Origin of the sequence: Paraclostridium bifermentans (assembly GCF_964259345.1) — a bacterium.
Taxonomy (GTDB): domain Bacteria; phylum Bacillota; class Clostridia; order Peptostreptococcales; family Peptostreptococcaceae; genus Paraclostridium; species Paraclostridium bifermentans_B.
Map to the genome: position 1 here is coordinate 1 of NZ_CAXVJR010000001.1, position 17,649 is coordinate 17,649.

General features: G+C 26.5%; 16 protein-coding genes. 3 read left to right on the forward strand and 13 right to left on the reverse strand.

From position 1 onward, the window contains the following. Positions 1 to 473: 473 nt before the first annotated feature. The 5 genes from ACEXNK_RS00005 to ACEXNK_RS00025 form a co-directional block, all read right to left on the reverse strand. The gene (locus ACEXNK_RS00005; RefSeq protein WP_373600780.1) at positions 474 to 2,498 is read right to left on the reverse strand and encodes an FtsX-like permease family protein; all 2,025 of its coding nucleotides are present in this window, start codon (positions 2,496 to 2,498) and stop codon (positions 474 to 476) included. Continuing rightward, positions 2,488 to 3,252 (reverse strand): ABC transporter ATP-binding protein, encoded by a 765-nt coding sequence (locus tag ACEXNK_RS00010; protein WP_373600781.1) that lies wholly within the window; start codon positions 3,250 to 3,252, stop codon positions 2,488 to 2,490. Before ACEXNK_RS00010 ends, ACEXNK_RS00005 begins: the two co-directional genes overlap by 11 nt. 188 nt (positions 3,253 to 3,440) lie before the next feature. Further along, positions 3,441 to 3,869 carry a hypothetical protein gene (locus ACEXNK_RS00015; RefSeq protein ID WP_373600782.1) on the reverse strand — a complete coding sequence of 143 codons (429 nt, stop codon included), beginning with the start codon at positions 3,867 to 3,869 and terminating at the stop codon, positions 3,441 to 3,443. Positions 3,870 to 3,942: 73 nt separating this feature from the next. Next, complete coding sequence (locus ACEXNK_RS00020; RefSeq protein WP_373601553.1) at positions 3,943 to 5,184, reverse strand: sensor histidine kinase; 1,242 nt, start codon at positions 5,182 to 5,184, stop codon at positions 3,943 to 3,945. After that, a complete protein-coding gene (locus tag ACEXNK_RS00025) occupies positions 5,174 to 5,851 on the reverse strand; it encodes a response regulator transcription factor (protein WP_373600784.1) in 678 nt (225 codons plus the stop codon). Before ACEXNK_RS00025 ends, ACEXNK_RS00020 begins: the two co-directional genes overlap by 11 nt. Positions 5,852 to 6,020: 169 nt before the next feature. On the opposite strand from ACEXNK_RS00025, the gene ACEXNK_RS00030 reads away from it, so the two are divergent. Further along, on the forward strand, positions 6,021 to 7,472 hold the full coding sequence (locus ACEXNK_RS00030) for an ABC transporter permease (protein ID WP_373600785.1): 1,452 nt from the start codon (positions 6,021 to 6,023) through the stop codon (positions 7,470 to 7,472). A 9-nt stretch (positions 7,473 to 7,481) separates the two neighbouring features. Beyond that, complete coding sequence (locus ACEXNK_RS00035; protein WP_373600786.1) at positions 7,482 to 8,171, forward strand: ABC transporter ATP-binding protein; 690 nt, start codon at positions 7,482 to 7,484, stop codon at positions 8,169 to 8,171. A gap of 97 nt (positions 8,172 to 8,268) precedes the next feature. On the opposite strand, the gene ACEXNK_RS00040 is transcribed toward ACEXNK_RS00035, so the two are convergent. The 6 genes from ACEXNK_RS00040 to ACEXNK_RS00065 all read right to left on the reverse strand — a co-directional run bounded on the left by ACEXNK_RS00040 (position 8,269) and on the right by ACEXNK_RS00065 (position 15,176). After that, positions 8,269 to 9,390: a DUF1648 domain-containing protein gene (locus ACEXNK_RS00040; RefSeq protein ID WP_373600787.1), complete on the reverse strand. Its 1,122-nt coding sequence runs from the start codon at positions 9,388 to 9,390 to the stop codon at positions 8,269 to 8,271. After that, entirely contained in the window at positions 9,390 to 9,773 is a 384-nt protein-coding gene (locus ACEXNK_RS00045) for a GntR family transcriptional regulator (RefSeq protein WP_373600788.1), read from the reverse strand. The genes ACEXNK_RS00040 and ACEXNK_RS00045 overlap by 1 nt, the downstream gene beginning before the upstream one ends. A 139-nt stretch (positions 9,774 to 9,912) precedes the next feature. Next, positions 9,913 to 10,923 carry a sensor histidine kinase gene (locus tag ACEXNK_RS00050; RefSeq protein WP_373600789.1) on the reverse strand — a complete coding sequence of 337 codons (1,011 nt, stop codon included), beginning with the start codon at positions 10,921 to 10,923 and terminating at the stop codon, positions 9,913 to 9,915. Further along, positions 10,920 to 11,591, reverse strand: coding sequence for a response regulator transcription factor (locus ACEXNK_RS00055; protein ID WP_373600790.1), 672 nt, complete (start codon positions 11,589 to 11,591; stop codon positions 10,920 to 10,922). The genes ACEXNK_RS00050 and ACEXNK_RS00055 overlap by 4 nt, the downstream gene beginning before the upstream one ends. Before the next feature lie 164 nt (positions 11,592 to 11,755). After that, positions 11,756 to 13,399 (reverse strand): ABC transporter substrate-binding protein, encoded by a 1,644-nt coding sequence (locus ACEXNK_RS00060; protein ID WP_373600791.1) that lies wholly within the window; start codon positions 13,397 to 13,399, stop codon positions 11,756 to 11,758. Positions 13,400 to 13,508: 109 nt separating this feature from the next. Continuing rightward, on the reverse strand, positions 13,509 to 15,176 hold the full coding sequence (locus ACEXNK_RS00065; protein ID WP_373600792.1) for an ABC transporter substrate-binding protein: 1,668 nt from the start codon (positions 15,174 to 15,176) through the stop codon (positions 13,509 to 13,511). A 320-nt stretch (positions 15,177 to 15,496) separates the two neighbouring features. Here ACEXNK_RS00065 and ACEXNK_RS00070 point away from each other — a divergent pair, with 320 nt between their 5' ends. Beyond that, a complete protein-coding gene (locus ACEXNK_RS00070) occupies positions 15,497 to 15,817 on the forward strand; it encodes a hypothetical protein (protein WP_373600793.1) in 321 nt (106 codons plus the stop codon). A gap of 106 nt (positions 15,818 to 15,923) precedes the next feature. On the opposite strand, the gene ribH is transcribed toward ACEXNK_RS00070, so the two are convergent. Beyond that, positions 15,924 to 16,388, reverse strand: a complete 465-nt coding sequence (gene ribH, locus ACEXNK_RS00075; protein ID WP_373600794.1) for a 6,7-dimethyl-8-ribityllumazine synthase — start codon at positions 16,386 to 16,388, stop codon at positions 15,924 to 15,926. 39 nt (positions 16,389 to 16,427) lie between these two features. Next, a complete protein-coding gene (locus tag ACEXNK_RS00080; RefSeq protein WP_373600795.1) occupies positions 16,428 to 17,624 on the reverse strand; it encodes a bifunctional 3,4-dihydroxy-2-butanone-4-phosphate synthase/GTP cyclohydrolase II in 1,197 nt (398 codons plus the stop codon). Positions 17,625 to 17,649: the final 25 nt, after the last annotated feature.

Genomic DNA, 17,649 nt, shown 5'->3' on the forward strand with positions numbered 1-17,649 from the left:
GGATTAGGTACACAAAGCTGAAAATCTATACTTGTTTGCTTAAAATTAGTAGTATCTTGAAAGCTACATACATTATGTGTATATGAGTCTATGCCTGTATATTCGACTAATTCTCTTATAAATTTACTCATATATAGACCTCCTTCTATGAAATATCGACTTTCTATATTATTTTATTAAAATTTTAATTAAACGTTCCTATTTTTAAATAAAATTTATTTGATTATCAATAGCTTTTAAATTTTTTGAAATTTATAATAATGTATACAAAATAAGTGAGTATAGAATTGATCTGTGGAAATTTACTATTTTTATACAAGAAATATGAATGTTCAAATTTAAATTAAAATAAAATGTAACCCCCATTAACATTTAAGCGATAGCTTTATGCTTATGAGGGTTATTTTGTAAATTATTAAATTTTACATTAATATAACACTAGTGCTATTTTAATTTATTTTTTTATTAAATATCTATGAATTTTTTATTATATTTTTATATCCTGTATATGTTGCAAAGAAATATCCTGCATATATTATTAAGAATAATATAGCTGTCATTATTGATGAAGATGAAATATTAGGCTTATTAAACATAGTAACAAAATCATTTATTATTTTTATACCAACTATAGAATGTATTAAAGCAAGTCCTATAGGAAGTGTAAAGTATATTAAAGTCTGAATAAATATTGTTCTATTTATCATCTTATCATTTGCACCAATTCTTTTTAGTGATTTATATCTATCGATGCTATCACTAGCTTCAGATAATTGTTGTAATGATAAAACAGCCATACTTGAAATTAAAAATACTATACCTAAATATATACCTAAAAATAGCATACTTGTAGTTACACCTTTATTTTCAGCATAAACTCCGGCTTTTGTTACTCCATATACAAATCCAACTTTTTCAAAATCAACTTTTTCTGGTATATAGGAATCAAATATTTTATTAAATCTTTCTTCCGATTTTTCTTTCTCTTCCTTACTACCCGTAAAGTTTACATTTAAGTTATTAGATACAGCTTTTAGTCCTTTGACTGCATTATCTGGTACTACAACTGTAAATAAATTGCTTGCCATACCAGTAGTAGTAAGTGATTCTTCTACTGCTTTCTGATTCTTTATATTATACACTTTGTCATCTATCTTTAGAATTGAATTATCTTCTAAAAAGTCATTAACTATATTCACCATTTGATTATTATTAGACATTAATATAATCTCATTACCTAACAACTTTATATCATCTTGGTGGTTTAAATTTCTTATTTTGTTATAATCAGATAAGCTTATAAAATCAACATAAGTGTTGTACATTTTAGATATTAATTTCTCATTTGATTTATTTAGATTTTTATTTAAAGTATCTTTCATATCTAGTTTAGATTCATATATATTAAAAGCTATATAATCTTCATTTTTATTAAACTTAAATCCTAATTTGTTTAAAGATTCTTCTATGCTTTGAACTTTTGAATCTTCATCTATATACATACTAGCACTTGCATCAAATGGAGTAGTAGCTTTAAGCCCTGATTCTAAAGCAGATTTTAAGCTAAGCCCAGTAGATAAAATACCTATTGTTAAAAATAACATTAAACATATAACTGACATTGATACGAAGTTTGTATTCACCTTGCTATTGATTTGCTTAACTATAAATATATTAAGATTTTTTAAATATATATTTTTATTTTTAGTTATTAAAAATGTAAAAGCACCTGATAAGCTATAGAAAAATAACACTGTTCCTAGTATACCTAGTATTATTGAAACTACAAACTTAGGATCTTCAATTGCCATAAGACCTATATCTATTATAAGGTAATAAGCAATAGCTAAAGACAATATACATATTATAAATGTTATTACATATATAATAGGATTTTTAAACTTAATGTTTTCTATTTTTTTACTAGCATTTAACATATCTATTATCTTATACTTTGATATTATTAATGTATTAAATATCATAACTAATAAAAATATAATTCCAAAATATAATACTGTTTTAAATATAGCATCAGATGAAATTATAAACTTATATTCATTCATTCCAACTTCAAATAACTTAGCTGTAAATAATGATAACCCTTGACTTAATAGTAATCCAAGTAAAAGACCACTAACTAAAGATGCTAGTCCTACTATTAATGTTTCTATTACTAATATTTTAGATATTTTATATTTACTCATTCCTAGTGTCATATAAATACCTAGTTCTTTTTTACGTCTTTTTATTAAAAAATTATTCGCATATAAAATTAAACTTCCTAATATAACTGATACAAATATTGACAAGCCTCCTACTAATTGAATTAACGCTTCTATATATTCAACATTTGACTTGTCCATTTCAAGTATAGCTTTTTGACTTTCTATAGAGTTAAAACTATAAAATATACTTACTGCAAGAGTTAAGGTTAGAAAATATATACTATAATCTTTAAAACTCTTTTTTACATTTCCTAAAGCAATTTTAGAATACATTCTCATCACCTCCAAGTAAGGTGATTACATCTATTATTCTATTAAAAAATTCTTTTCTAGTATCACTACCTCTTACTAATTCATTGAATATCTTTCCATCCTTTATAAATAAAATTCTATGAGCATAACTTGCTGTAAAAGCATCATGTGTTACCATAAGTATAGTAGTTTTTAAATCTGTATTTAAACTTTCAAATCTTTCAAGTAATAATCTTGCAGATTTAGAATCAAGAGCACCTGTAGGTTCATCTGCTAATACTAATGATGGATTAGTAACTATAGCTCTAGCTGAAGCTACTCTTTGCTTTTGACCTCCAGATATTTGGTATGGATACTTATTAAGTATTTTTTCTATTTCAAGATACTTAGCAACTTCTTTTACTTTTGAATCTATTAAAGAAGGTTTCTCACCTTTTATAGTAAGTGCTAGAGCTATATTTTCATAAGCTGTTAAAGTATCTAATAAATTAAAATCTTGAAATATAAACCCTAATTCATTTTGTCTAAACTTATCTAAGTTTCTAGACTTAAGTCTTGTTATATCTTGATCATTAATTATAATGTTTCCACTAGATACATTATCTATTGTTGATATACAATTAAGCAATGTAGTTTTTCCGCTACCACTAGGTCCCATTATCCCTACAAACTCTCCTTCAATTACATTAAAGCTTATATTATCTATTGCTTTTGTTACATTATCTTTATTTCCATAATATTTTTCTATATTTTTTACATTTAATATATTCTTCATTTCTTCCTCCTGATTTTTTATTATAATCTTATTTTACACATTTTTCTAAAAAAAAGCCTTACAGTAATAAGGAACTAATCTTACAGTTTAGTAATCTTTTCTAATTTTATGTAAATTAAAAAATACCCAATAGGTGACAATTCAGTTAATAGAATCACTTATTAGGTATTTATATAAATATTTAAAAACTATTTATTTGTCTGTTGAAAAATTTTTACTAATCGTTCTTTTAATTTATCTCCTTGGTCTTTAGTTATTATATTATCATTAACTAAGTTATCTACTAAAGATTTTTGTCTATCGTTATTATATTTTTTTAGTTCGCCTGTTTTTTTACACTCTTTATTGCCTCTACAATAATTATGTTGATTTTTTTTAGATTTCATTTTTGTTAAGTAGTTATTTATGTTATCAATATCTTTTTGAGTAAATACACCTTCATTTTTAAGTTCTTCTAAAGATTTATTCAAACATTCTCGTCTTGAAGTTTTATTTCTTTCTATTTTGGGGTTAGAATCTTCTACTGGTAAACTATTTGCACTAACTGTACCTGTTGATAATATAGATAAAGTTAATAAACTTGTAGATATTACACTTATTGTTTTTTTAAATTTCATATATATACCTCCTAAGTTTTAATTAGTACTTAGTTTGTACTTAAACCTTAAATAAACCTTAAAATTCTTTAATTTATTTTTTAGGTATATATAGAGTAAATGTACTACCTTTTTTATATTCAGAATCAACCTCTATTTTACCATTTAAATTAGATATTAGCATATTTGCTATAGATAGACCTATTCCTGATCCTTCTTTATTAGTTTCTCTATGTGAACTTGCTCTATAAAATCTATTAAATATTAGTGGTAATTCTTCAGATTTTATTCCAACACCTGTATCTTTTATGGCTAATCTTAAACCTGATATTTCATCAGATAAAATTATATCTATGCAGTCATGTTCATTAGTGTATTTTATTGCATTGTCTATAAATATTATAAATATTTGTTTTAGTTTTTCTTTGTCAGTATAAATCATATTGTCTTTTAAATTACTATTAAAACTTAATTTTTTATTTTGCAACTCACATATATCTTCATATTGTTCAAGTATTTCATTTATCATAAAATACACATCGAATTTAGATTTATTTACAGATACTATTGCATCTTCTTTCGTAAGTTTTAATAAATCAGATACTAATTTTCTAAGCCGCCTTACCTCTTTCATAACTATTATCAAATTGGTCATTTCATCATCAACACTATTTTCAGGTCTTTTTATAATACTTTCTATCTTTGAAAATATTATAGTAAGTGGAGTTCGTAATTCATGGGAAGCATCTTGGACAAATAATGCTTGGTTTTTCCAAGACTCTTCTATAGGCTCTAATGACTTATGAGTTAAGAATCTACTTATAAAGTACACTGTTATCAGTGCTATTATTGCTGAAGTTATAAGTACAAACTTTAATTGACTCAAAAGAGTTTCTTCTGTATCTACAATCTTTATTATTTCTATTGTATACGGTCCACTTGATTGCTTTAGTTCTCTGAACTTATATCCTTCATACTCATAAGAAATAATACCTTCTTTAAAATCTTTACTTTTTTCATATGGTTTTATATAATTTGCAATTTCTTTAGGTTCAGACTTTACTAATTGATCTCCCCTCCATACATATACAAAACTCCCTTTAGTAATCATCCTCATACCCATATTATTTTGGAAGTTTGGTGGAGCCTCTCTATTTAAATCGTCCTCAACTTTTTGATATTGCATATACAATTCTTTATCAACTTTTTGATAAGTTAAATTATAAAAATACTTATATATAAATAGTGTAAATATTATAAATATGACGCCGACTACTAAAGTATTTAGAAGTATTAGATTTTTCCTAGTTTTTTTTAATATATTTTTATTCATCATCAAATATATAACCTATTCCTCTTTTTGTTTTTATGTACTTATTATATCCAGTAGAAGCTAAATTTTTTCTTAAACCACTAATATGTACTTCTACTATTTCTAGCGGAATATCACTTTCTATTCCCCATATTCTATCATAAATTTGTTCTTTTAATAATACTTGTCCCTTATTTACTAAAAAATACTCTAATATATCAAACTGTTTTTTATATAGATCTATCTCGCAATTATCTATATATACTTTTCTTGAGTCTAAATTTATCTTCAAGCCTTTAAACTCTAATATGTTTTCCGTAGATATATGTCCAGTAGTTCTAAGTATTGCATAAACCCTAGCTATTAATTCTTCCATATAAAAGGGTTTAGTTATATAATCATTTGCTCCTAAAGAGAAAGCTCCTACTTTGTCATCTAACTCTTCTTTAGCTGTAAGCATTATTACTGGAGTTTTAATGTTTTTACTCCTTAAAACCTTTAATATTTCAGTACCACTTAAATCTGGCAACATAATATCTAGTATTATAACATCATAAATATTTCTTTCTATATAATATAAAGCTTCTTCTCCATTATTGTATACTTCTACATTAAAGTTAGTATTATTTTCAAGTTCTTCTTTTATAGTATCCGCTAAAACTATGTTATCTTCTACAACTAAAATTTTCATTTTATTTTCTCCTATCGATTTATTTAATAACTTAATTATAAACATACTACCTTTAATTAAACTTAAATTTTAAATAGAACTAGTTTAAAATTTCAAAATAATATTTAAGATTTTTTTAAGGTAAGGATTATATCTTTATATCAAACGAACGAGGAAAGGATGAAAATATATGAATTTTATATTTAGAGCAATTAAATCTTTAAAAGAAAGGAAAGGCAAAACCTTAATAACATTTTCTATAATACTAACTATATGTTTAGTAATACTAACTAGTTTCAGTATACAGTCTGCAACAGAATTAGCTTCTATAAGTGCTAGACAAAAACTAGGAGCTCAAGTTACATTGAGTCAAGATATGGAAAAAATGATGGAAGAAAATAAATCTGAAAATGGAGAGCCTAAAAAATTTGAACCAACAAAGTTACCAGTACCACTTACATATATAAATGAACTTAAAGATTCAGACTATGTACTTGAATACGCTGTTAATAGTAATACCTCTGCAAACTTAAATAATTTAACAGCAGTAGGTTCAGACGATGAAAGTGAAAATTCTAATGACAATGAATTTGCTCCAATGAAAATGCCTAACAATGGAGATGTAACAATTTATGGATTAAATGATTTCAATGTTAGTGATAAAATAGAATCTCAAACTATTTCACTTCAATCTGGAAGAGATTTCACTGAAGACGATTTAAATAAGAATGTAGTATTAATAGAATCTACTTTTGCTGATCAAAATGATTTAGAAGTTGGAGATAAAATAACATTAAGCTCAACTGAAGATGAAGACACATCTGTAGAAGCTGAAATTATAGGTATATTTAAAGATAATAGCGAAATAGATGATAATGCTTATAGATTTACATCTATGTTACCTTATAATAGCATTTATGCTCCATATACATTAGCAAATGAATTAAAAGGTGATGATTATAAAAATGCAGTAGACTCAATAACATTTTATATAAATGATCCTTTAAATGTTGATTCTTTCATAGAGGAATCTCAAAATAATAAAAATATAGACTTTGACCAATTTAAGTTAGATGCTGGTGATAGAGCTTACGAATCTATGATGGGACCAATTGAAAATGTAGCTTCTTTTTCTAAAACAACATTAATCATAGTAACTATATTTGGTGCAGCTATACTTACGCTTATTACAATGTTATCTATAAAAGATAGAATGCATGAGATGGGAATATTAATGGCTCTAGGTGAAAAGAAATTTAAAATAATTGGTCAATTACTAGCTGAAATATTAATCATTTTAACAATTGCTTTAGGTGCATCTACACTATTTGGAAATCCTATAAGTAATATAGTTGGTAACAAACTTATTCAAAATGAAATTTCAGTTCAATCTGAACAATCAATGGATCAACCAGGTGCTAATAGAGGAGGCCCTATGGGTGGCGGAAAAGGTGGCTTTATGAATACAAATAAGCAGCTTAACGAAATAGACCCTATAGATGATTTAGACATACAAGTTAGTTCATCTGACTTTGCTAAAATGTCTTTATACTCAATTGTAGTCGCTATGATAGCAACTATAATACCTGCCTCATTTATAATGAGATTAAATCCAAAAAATATATTAAGCAAACATAACTAGGAGGTTATTATGGAAAGTATATTAACTTTTAAAAATATAGATTACTCATACAACTCAAATACGAATATTTTAGATGATATAAGTATAGATTTTGAAAGCGGTAAGTTTTATACGATTATAGGGCAATCTGGCTCAGGAAAAACTACTTTTATATCTTTAGCTTGCGGTTTAGACTCTCCAACAAGTGGTGAAATAAAATATAAAGGGAAAAGTTTAAAAAGTATATCTCTTGAAAAATATAGAAATAGGTATGTATCTATAATATTTCAAGGATATAATTTATTAAATTATATGAGTGCAATTGAAAATATAACTTCTGCTATGAGCATTAAAGGTATAAAAACTAATGATAATAAACAATTTGCAATAGATATGCTAGAAAGAGTTGGAATAAGTAAAGAACAAGGAATGCAAAAGACACTTACTTTAAGTGGAGGACAACAACAAAGAGTTGCAATTGCACGTGCACTTTGTTGCGATTGTGACTTGATAATAGCAGATGAACCTACTGGTAACTTAGATGAAAATACCTCTAATGAAATAATATCCTTATTTAAAGACATTGTTGAAAAAGAAAATAAAACAGTTATTATGGTTACTCATAATAAGGATATAGCAGCTGAATCTGATGAAACTTATTTAGTTAAAAATAAAAAGCTTATTAAAGTAGATTTAAATATGAATAACAATACAAAATAGATATAAAAAGGAACTAATTTAAGTTATATACAACTCTTAAATTAGTTCCTTTTTTATGCTTAAAGAAATTATGATTTCTGAATTTCTTATTATTAATTTATGCAAATAATGGTGCTATTAAACTGAATACTAAAATAAATATTGTTATCCCTAATATTAGCTTAGAAGTTTTATGAGCCATATTAAATGTCCAACCTGCTCCCAGCCTTTTATCTACCATAAATGATGGGTCCTCTTTGTTGTAGTATATAAATCCATATATCCATTTTTCATCATCACTTTCAGGTGTATATAAATCTTTAACCTTCGATTTTGTTGTTGATAGCATTATATATGAATATATTAAATATACAGATATAAATATTGGAGCTATTGTAATAACTAAAAATGAATAATTTGGTATGTTCCACCCATTAATAGAATATATCGGTATTAATGTTGTTCCTATTTGTATAGTTAAAGTCATAATCCAAAATGAATAACCTATTTTATCTAAGTATTTCAAAGCTTTTTTTCGATTGTTTTCTAAGTCTGTAGTATCTAACTGAATTCTATAGCTTACTGTAGCTATACCAGTACATGAAAATATTATTACTAAAGCTAAATCTATTATATTTATTAAAAACGCATTTACAAAATTCTTAGGTCCAAATGCATCAGGTTTGCCACTTGCTCCATAATGAGTAGGTATCATGTCTGGCAAATTATTATAATTTAAAGCCGTATATAAAAATGAAATAATAGAAAGTCCTAAACAAATTCCAAATAATATCTTAAACTTTCTTTTTAACTTAAGCTTTCCTTTCATAAATTCAGTGTCTACTGATATTTTTCCACTTTGCTTAACAGGTACTTCTCCTTCTGGTTCTTTAATTAAAAATTGGCTTTTTAAAACCTTTGATTCTTGAAAACTATCTTTTAAATAATAAAAACTTAATACACTGTACATAATTAATGATATTGAAATTAATATACCTTCATTTACATTAGAAAATTTATATAAAATTATAGGTAAAATTAATAATACTAAAAATGTATAATTTATCTTTTTTTTATAACTTTTATCTATTCTCTTTTTCTCCCCTTCATCTAATTGCAAGTTCTTTACATATACTCCATAGAAATAATTTTTTGAACTTATCATCTGTATATTAGCTATAAATAAGTGTGTGAATATTAAAATCGGTGCTAAAATCATAATTCCTACCATATTTTCCATTATCTTTTCACCTCATAATTATTAAAATAATTTTTACATAAATCCATAAACTCATCTTCTTTTATACCTTTTAGATAACTTTCCGCTACTAATAGTTCTATTTGACCTTTAATATTCTCGAAGTTTTCTTTTGTTTTATCTATAGGAAGTTCATTTACTATAGCGCCTTTTCTTCTGTCTATATTTATATATCCTTCATCTTTTAATAAGTTATATGCTTTACTGACAGTGTGAAGATTTATCCCTATTTCTTCTGCCATTGCTCTTACTGATGGTAGAGATTCATTTATTTCTAACTCTCCATTTGCAATAGATTTAATTATCTCTTCTCTCATTTGTATATATATAGGTTTCTCACTATTAAAATCTAAATTTAAAATCAACTTTATCACCTCTCTTATATATTATATTCAATAATACTTGTTATATATATAATATAACAAATGCTATTATAGTATCAACTAAAACTTATAATAAAATAAATAAAAATAGAGTTATGAAATTTCACAACCCTACATTTATTTACCTTAATATGCTTTTGTATAAAGGAAATACTAAAATAACCGTAGTTCCTTTATTTTCTTTTGATTCAAGAGTAATACCCAGACCTAATTTTTCACAAAGATTTTTACATAAATATAATCCTATTCCTGTAGATTTAGAATATTTTCTTCCATTCTCTCCTGTAAATCCTTTATCAAAGACTCGAAATACATCTTTTTCACATATACCAACTCCATTATCAGAAATACTTAGAGTTATGTTATGTTTATTTATATTAGTATCTATAGAGATACAAGCATTCTTTTCTTTAGAATATTTTATAGCATTTACAAATATTTGATTAATTATAAACTCAACCCATTTAGGATCACTATAAACATTTGTATCTATATCTTTTATATCTATAGCAATTTTTTTACTTATGCAGTCACGAGCATTTTTCCTAATTACTTTTCTAACTATTTTTTCTAAATTAAATTCTTTAATTATATAATCTTTATTTACATCATTACTCTTTGAATAATATAATACTTGTTCTACATAGTCTTCTATCTTTTGTATTTCTGACTTTATATGAGGTGGAACTACTTCACTATTATTTTCAATAAATAGCATTGTAGATGCTATAGGTGTTTTTATTTCATGTACCCAAGTTTCTATATATTCTTTGTAATCATTTTGCATGGTTTTGTAATAATTTATATTCTCTCTCATAGATCTATTTGTATCCTTTAATAAATCATATATAATCATTTCATGAGTATATTTAGGTTTATTTATAACCTCTGATAACAAATACTTTTTATCTAAATTATCACAAATAGATAATATTTCATCAAAGTAAATTTTTTGCTTTATAAAATCTACTATCATAAATGATATTAAAGGCCCAAACCATAGTATTATTATTAAAAACACTAGTTGTGAGCCTGCTTGTGCGACTACTAACCCAAATAATATAAATAGAAATATTAAAGTATTTACAGTTAAAAATAGACTTTTATCTTTTATGTAATCTAATAGCTTCATTTCATTATATAACCTAATCCTCTTCTAGTCTCTATATAATCTTTTAAATTAATTTCTTCTAGTTTTTTTCTTATTCTAGTTATATTAACTGATAAAGTATTATCATCTATATAGACATCTGAATTCCACATATAATTCATCAACTCATCTCTAGATACTATTTTCTCTTTATTTTTCATAAGATATGCAAGTATCTTTATCTCGTTTTTGCTAAGTTCAATGTTATTATCAAATGCAGATATCATACCCTGTGATAAGTCTAAACTTAAATCTTTATAAGTTAATATGTCTGAACTTTTATTATCAGAATATGTTCTTTTAAGAACTGCACTTATACGTGCAAGTAATATTTGTGTGTTATAAGGTTTAGTTATAAAATCATCTGCCCCTAAATTCATACTCATAAGTTCATCTATTTCACTATCTCTACTAGTTACTATTATTATAGGAATGTTTAAATTTTTTCTAATTTCTCTACATATATGAAATCCATCATAAACTGGTAAGTTTATATCTAGTAATATAAGATTTGGCTTTTCCTTCTTTACATCTTCAAATACATTTTCAAAATTTTCAATAACCGTCACTTCATAACCATATCTTAAAAGTAGTGATTTAAGTTCATCTCTTATGACTTGAGAATCTTCTATTATCATTAATTTCTTCATAATATTTCTCCTTTAGGTAATTCTTGTATATAAGTTTAACATTTTTATATTTATTATTAAAGTAGTATATTGTTATTATGTCTATAGGATTATAATAATATTTAAGTATTATAATAAATAAAACTCACTTACATTAGTTAACATAAGTGAGTTCTGTTTATAACTTATTCAGTTATATCTGGTTCTACATTCAATATTAAAAAGTTTATAGCTGCATCCATACTAGTATTAAATTCTGGACTATCTTTGTAATTATCTACAGTTTCTGAGGATAACAATACTCTATCTATTTCTCCTGTTTCGTATAAATTCAAATCAGTATGAGGATCTTTTGTTATTTTAGTATTTATTTCTTTAAGATTAACCGAGTTAGAATCCCAATAATTAGGATTTTTGCTCATAGAGTATTGGTCTGATAGCCTCCAATCACTTAGCACAAAAGGACCATTAAAAACGGTATTTTCTATAGAATAGCCATATTCCTCTCCTTTTAATTCTACAAATTTTTGATTTTGGGGTGAAAACATCTGCATACTTACTAACTTATCAAAGTAAGGTACTGGTCTGTTTAACTTCACTTCAAAAGTATAAGCATCTATTGCTTTTATACCTACGCTATCAGAGTCTTTTACTTTGCCCATATTAAAATCTTCTGCTCCAACTATATCATAAAATACACTTGCATTTTGATATGCAGTTGATGGAGTTAATATTTTCTTCCAAGCATATTCAAAATCATGTGCAGTTACATTATCTCCATTTGACCAAGTGGCATCTTCTCTTAAGTTAAAAGTCCATGTTAGTTTATCTTCTGAAATATCCCAAGATTTTGCCATGCCTGGAGTTACCTCTTGATTTTCTCCTATTCTAGTTAAACCTTCAAACACATGAGTTGCTATATCTCCTGAAAGTAAATCTACTAACTTGCAAGTATCTAGTGTTGTTATGTCTGAATAGCTAGTCATTCTTAATGATTTATTTTCCTTATCAACATCTGCCCATTTATAATGATATTTTGTTCCATAAGTTGATACTATTATATTTTTCACATAATCTTTTTGTAAATAAGCTGAAGCTCTTTGATACATAGGAATAACATATACATCCTTTAAAAGTGTATTTTCAGCTTCAGCAAATATCTCAAAACTGTTATCTGTATCTTTTGCCTTTTTACCTTCTTGAACTAAATCATTGTACTCTTTGCTATTATAATGTGTTTCTACAGCATAAGTTTGACCTTCTAAAAAGTTAGCAAGATATGCTAATGGATCTGGATAATCTGGTGCCCATCCACTAAAAGCTATGTCATACTCTCCTTTAGCTAGACAATCACTTCTTTGTTTTGCAGGCATTTGTCTAAGTTCAATATTTAATCCATCTAACTGTTCAAGTTGTGATTTTAAATATTCTCCTAACTTTCTATTAAACTCTGTGTCTGATAAAATTACTTCTAGAGTTACTTCTTTAAATCCAAGTTCATCTTTTGATTGTTCCCATAAGTCTTTTGCTTTCTCCAAATTATATACATATCCCATATCTTTAACTGTATCTCTATAATCAATACCTTCTTTGTTTATTGCTAAATGCCTAGGAACATAATAATTAACAGGTATAGATCCATTATTTAAAATAACATCTACAAATGTTTGTTTATCTATAGCCATAGCTATAGCACTTCTTGCACATTCACTATTTAAAACAACCTTAGGATCAGCAAATCGAACTTTTTCTTTAGAGCATCCAACAAGAAAACCTGTACTAAGCATGCTTATAACAGTTATGCTTGACAATATTTTTTTGAAAATCATAAATTCTACACCCCTAAATATATATTTGTACAGTATATTCATATTTTATAAAACAAGTTCTAAAAAAAGGAAGTTTCTAAAATTAGAAACTTCCTTTAAATTCTATTTACTATTTTTTCCCTCCATTTACTAAGAAGAAGTATGTTGATGCATCATTTCTAGTTTTAAACTCTGGGGAATCTTTGTACTTATCAACATTTTCAGAAGTTAATCCTGTTTTATCTATTTCTCCAGTTTCATATAAGTTAAGTGCTGCATTTCCATCTTTAACTATTTTTGTATTTATTTTGTCTAACTTAACTACATTAGCTTCCCAGTAAGTAGGATTTTTACTCATAGTGTGTTGATCTTCTAATTTCCACTCACTCATAGTAAATGGTCCATTATAAACTATCTTATCGTGAGTTGTTCCATATTCTTCTCCAAATTGTTCAACTACTTTTTGACTTTGAGGGAAGAATACTGGGAAGGCCATTAATTTATCAAAATATGTTACAGGTCTTACAAGTTCAACTTGTAGTGTATTATCATCTAATGCTTTTACTCCTACATTGTCTGGACTATCTGTTTTTCCTGTATTGTAATCTTCTGCTCCAGCTACATCATACATTATGTATGAATATTCTGAAGCTGTTTCAGGATTTAAAGTTCTATGCCATGAATATACAAAATCATGTGCAGTTACATTATCTCCATTTGACCATTTTACTCCAGGTCTTAGTTTGAAAGTCCATGTTTTGCCATCTTCTGATATCTCCCAGCTTTCAGCCATAGCTGGTAGTGCCTTATCTCCTTCACCCATTCTAACAAGACCTTCCATTGTATTTGTCATTATAAAGAATGACTCTGCATCTGTAGCTTTACTTGGATCAAGTGTTGGTATATCTGATGTACTAGATAAATTTATTTCCTTAACATCTTTATCTACATCTGCCCACTTATAAGTTTCTTGTATAGTAGGTGACACCACTATTCCCTTAACAAAATCTTTTTGAAGATATGCAACTCCTTTTTGGAATAAAGGAGATAAGTATCCGTCTTTTAACATTATATTTTCAGCTTCTCCATACTTTTTCCAACTTTCATTTTTATCTGGAGTAGCTTTAGCTTCATCTATTAATTTATCATACTCAGTATTACCATAGCCAACTTTACTAGAGTATTGTCCGTTGCTAACCATTGTTTCTAAGAATGTTAATGGGTCTGGATAATCTGCTCCCCAACCAGCATAAGCTAAGTGAAACTCTCCTTTAGCTTCTAATTCTAGTTTTTGTTTAAATGGTTGTTGTTTTATTTTTATAGTAAGACCAGGTAGTGCCTCTTGAAGTTCTGCTTGCATAAATTCACCTTGTCTTTTACTAGTATCACTATCAAAAGTTAATAACTCTAATTCAACTGTATCAAATCCTACTTCTTCTTTAGCTTTCTCCCACATAGCTTTAGCTTCTTCATCGTTATGAGAATAACCTTTTACATTAGCTACTTCCTGATATTCTTTGCCATCATCGTTAACCCCAAGACCTGCTGATGTAAAATAATCTATAGGTGCAGATCCATTATTTAATATTGTGTTACACATTGTTTCTTTATCTACAGCCATACCTATAGCAGCTCTTGCATTTTGATTTGCTAGTACAGCATAAGGTTCTCCCACTTTACCTCCTTGTGATTGTCCCCCTGTTGATTCATCCGGTCCTGTCGAAGTACATCCAGATAAAGCTACAACGCTTAATGATGATACTGCAAATAATATAGCCAACCTTTTTCTTAAAACCATAACTATTCCCCCTTAATATATTTATAAAGTAGTTCATTTATATTATGGTAGCATAACTTTTCTGAATTTTCTATTTATTTTTAAATTTAAGTTATTTTTTAAAAAAGTTATTTTTTTAATGTTAAATTAATATTTTGTAGTATTTTTTATTATTTTTTAAATTTAATAAAAATACTGTAAAAAAATATTTACTAAAATTGAACTTAATCATAAAACAAGTTTTTATGTAACTATAGGTATATAAATATATAGGGTTTAATTTTTGTATAATTATGCTTTTAACAATTTAATTTATATAATAATATAAAGGAGGAGATAGAATGTATTTGCTTAGCATAATATTTACTGTATTAATTATATTTTTATTATTATTTTCTATATTGTTATTTTATAAAAATGGTAGCTTTATAAAAACTAAATTTGGAATAACTTCTGTAACTATATTCATATTACTTATTACATTTATAACATATACATCATTTCCAAGTAATTTCCACTTACAAATAATCTCAAGTATAGTTTTTGGAATAATAGGAGTAATTGGCGTTATTTTAACTAAATATAATAAAAGCAGCTATAATTTAGGTCGTATGTTAATATTAATATCAATGTTTTTAAATTTTTTTATATTAATTAAATAACAGTAAAAAGGACGAATCATAAATTTCACTTTATAATTCGTCCTTTTAAGCTTTAATACACTTTATAATTTAGTAATTTAAATGTGTTATTATTTTATGTGATTTATTAATTAAAATTTTTAAGCAAATTAGCCATTTCTATAGCACTAACAGCTGCATCATAACCTTTGTTACCAGCTTTAGTTCCAGCTCTTTCTATAGCCTGTTCTATTGTGTCAGTAGTTAATACTCCAAAGATAACTGGAATCTCTTCATTTAATGATACTGAAGCAATTCCTTTAGAAGCTTCTGCACATACATAATCAAAATGAGGTGTAGAACCTTTTATAACAGCTCCTAGGCATATAACTGCATCGTACTTTTTAGATTTAGCCATTTTCTTCGCCACTAGAGGTATTTCAAATGCTCCAGGAACCCATGAAACTTCTATATTATCTTCATTTACACCATGTCTTTTTAATCCATCTAATGCTCCACCTAATAACTTTGAAACTATAAACTCATTAAATCTTCCTACTACTATCCCTACTTTAATATCCTCTGCTACTAAATTTCCTTCTATTATTCTCATATCAATCTCTCCTTAAAATTTATTCACACAATTTTTATATTAAGCTAATAAATGTCCTAGCTTTTCTTTTTTAGTTCTTAGATAAAATTCATTTACTTCATTATGATTCATTTGAATAGGAACTCGATCTACAATTTCTATTCCATGTTCACTTAAATCGTTTATTTTTCTTGGATTGTTAGTCATAAGTCTTAATTTTTTAGCTCCTAAGTCTCTAAGAATTTGTGCTCCTATAAAATACTCTCTCATATCAGCTTTAAACCCTAGTTTAATATTTGCTTCTACTGTATCTAGACCTTGATCTTGAAGTGCATAAACTCTTAACTTATTTATTAGCCCTATACCTCTACCCTCTTGTCTCATATATAAAAGAATTCCTTTACCTTCTTTAGCTATTTTTTTCATAGCAGCATCATATTGTTCTCCACAATCACATCTTTTAGACCCTAAAGCGTCTCCTGTTAAACACTCTGAATGTACTCTTGTAAGAATAGCTTCATCCTCTGATATATCTCCCATAACCAAAGCTACATGATGTTCTCCATTTAACTTATTTACAAATCCATACATTTTAAAATCGCCATATTTAGTTGGCATTTTAGTTTCAACAACTCTTTCAATATGTTTTTCACTATTTTTCCTATACTCAACTAAGTCTTTTATAGTTATAATCTTAAGATTATGTAAGTTTGCAAACTCTATCAATTCTGGTGTTCTTGCCATAGTTCCATCATCACTCATTATTTCGCATATAACCCCACCTGGTTTTAATCCTGCTAGTTTAGATAAATCAACAGCCGCTTCAGTATGTCCATTTCTTACCAATACCCCACCACTCTTTGATTTAAGAGGGAATATGTGTCCTGGTCTTCTAAATTCATGTGGTTTAGAGTTTTTATCTATAACTTTTTGTATAGTTAAAGCTCTTTCATAAGCTGATATACCTGTTGTTGTATCTATATGGTCTATACTCACAGTAAATGCAGTTTCATGGTTATCTGTGTTATTCGTTACCATTTGAGGTATATCTAATCTATCTAAAGTATCTGCTTCTATTGGCATACATATAAGCCCTTTTCCATAAGTAGCCATAAAGTTTATAGCTTCTGGAGTTACTTTTTCTGCTGCCATTAATAAGTCACCTTCATTTTCTCTATCTTCATCATCTATTACTACAATAATTTTACCTATCTTTATATCTTCTATTGCTTCTTCAATACTATTAAATTTAAACATTTTTATCCCTCCAATAATTGATTTT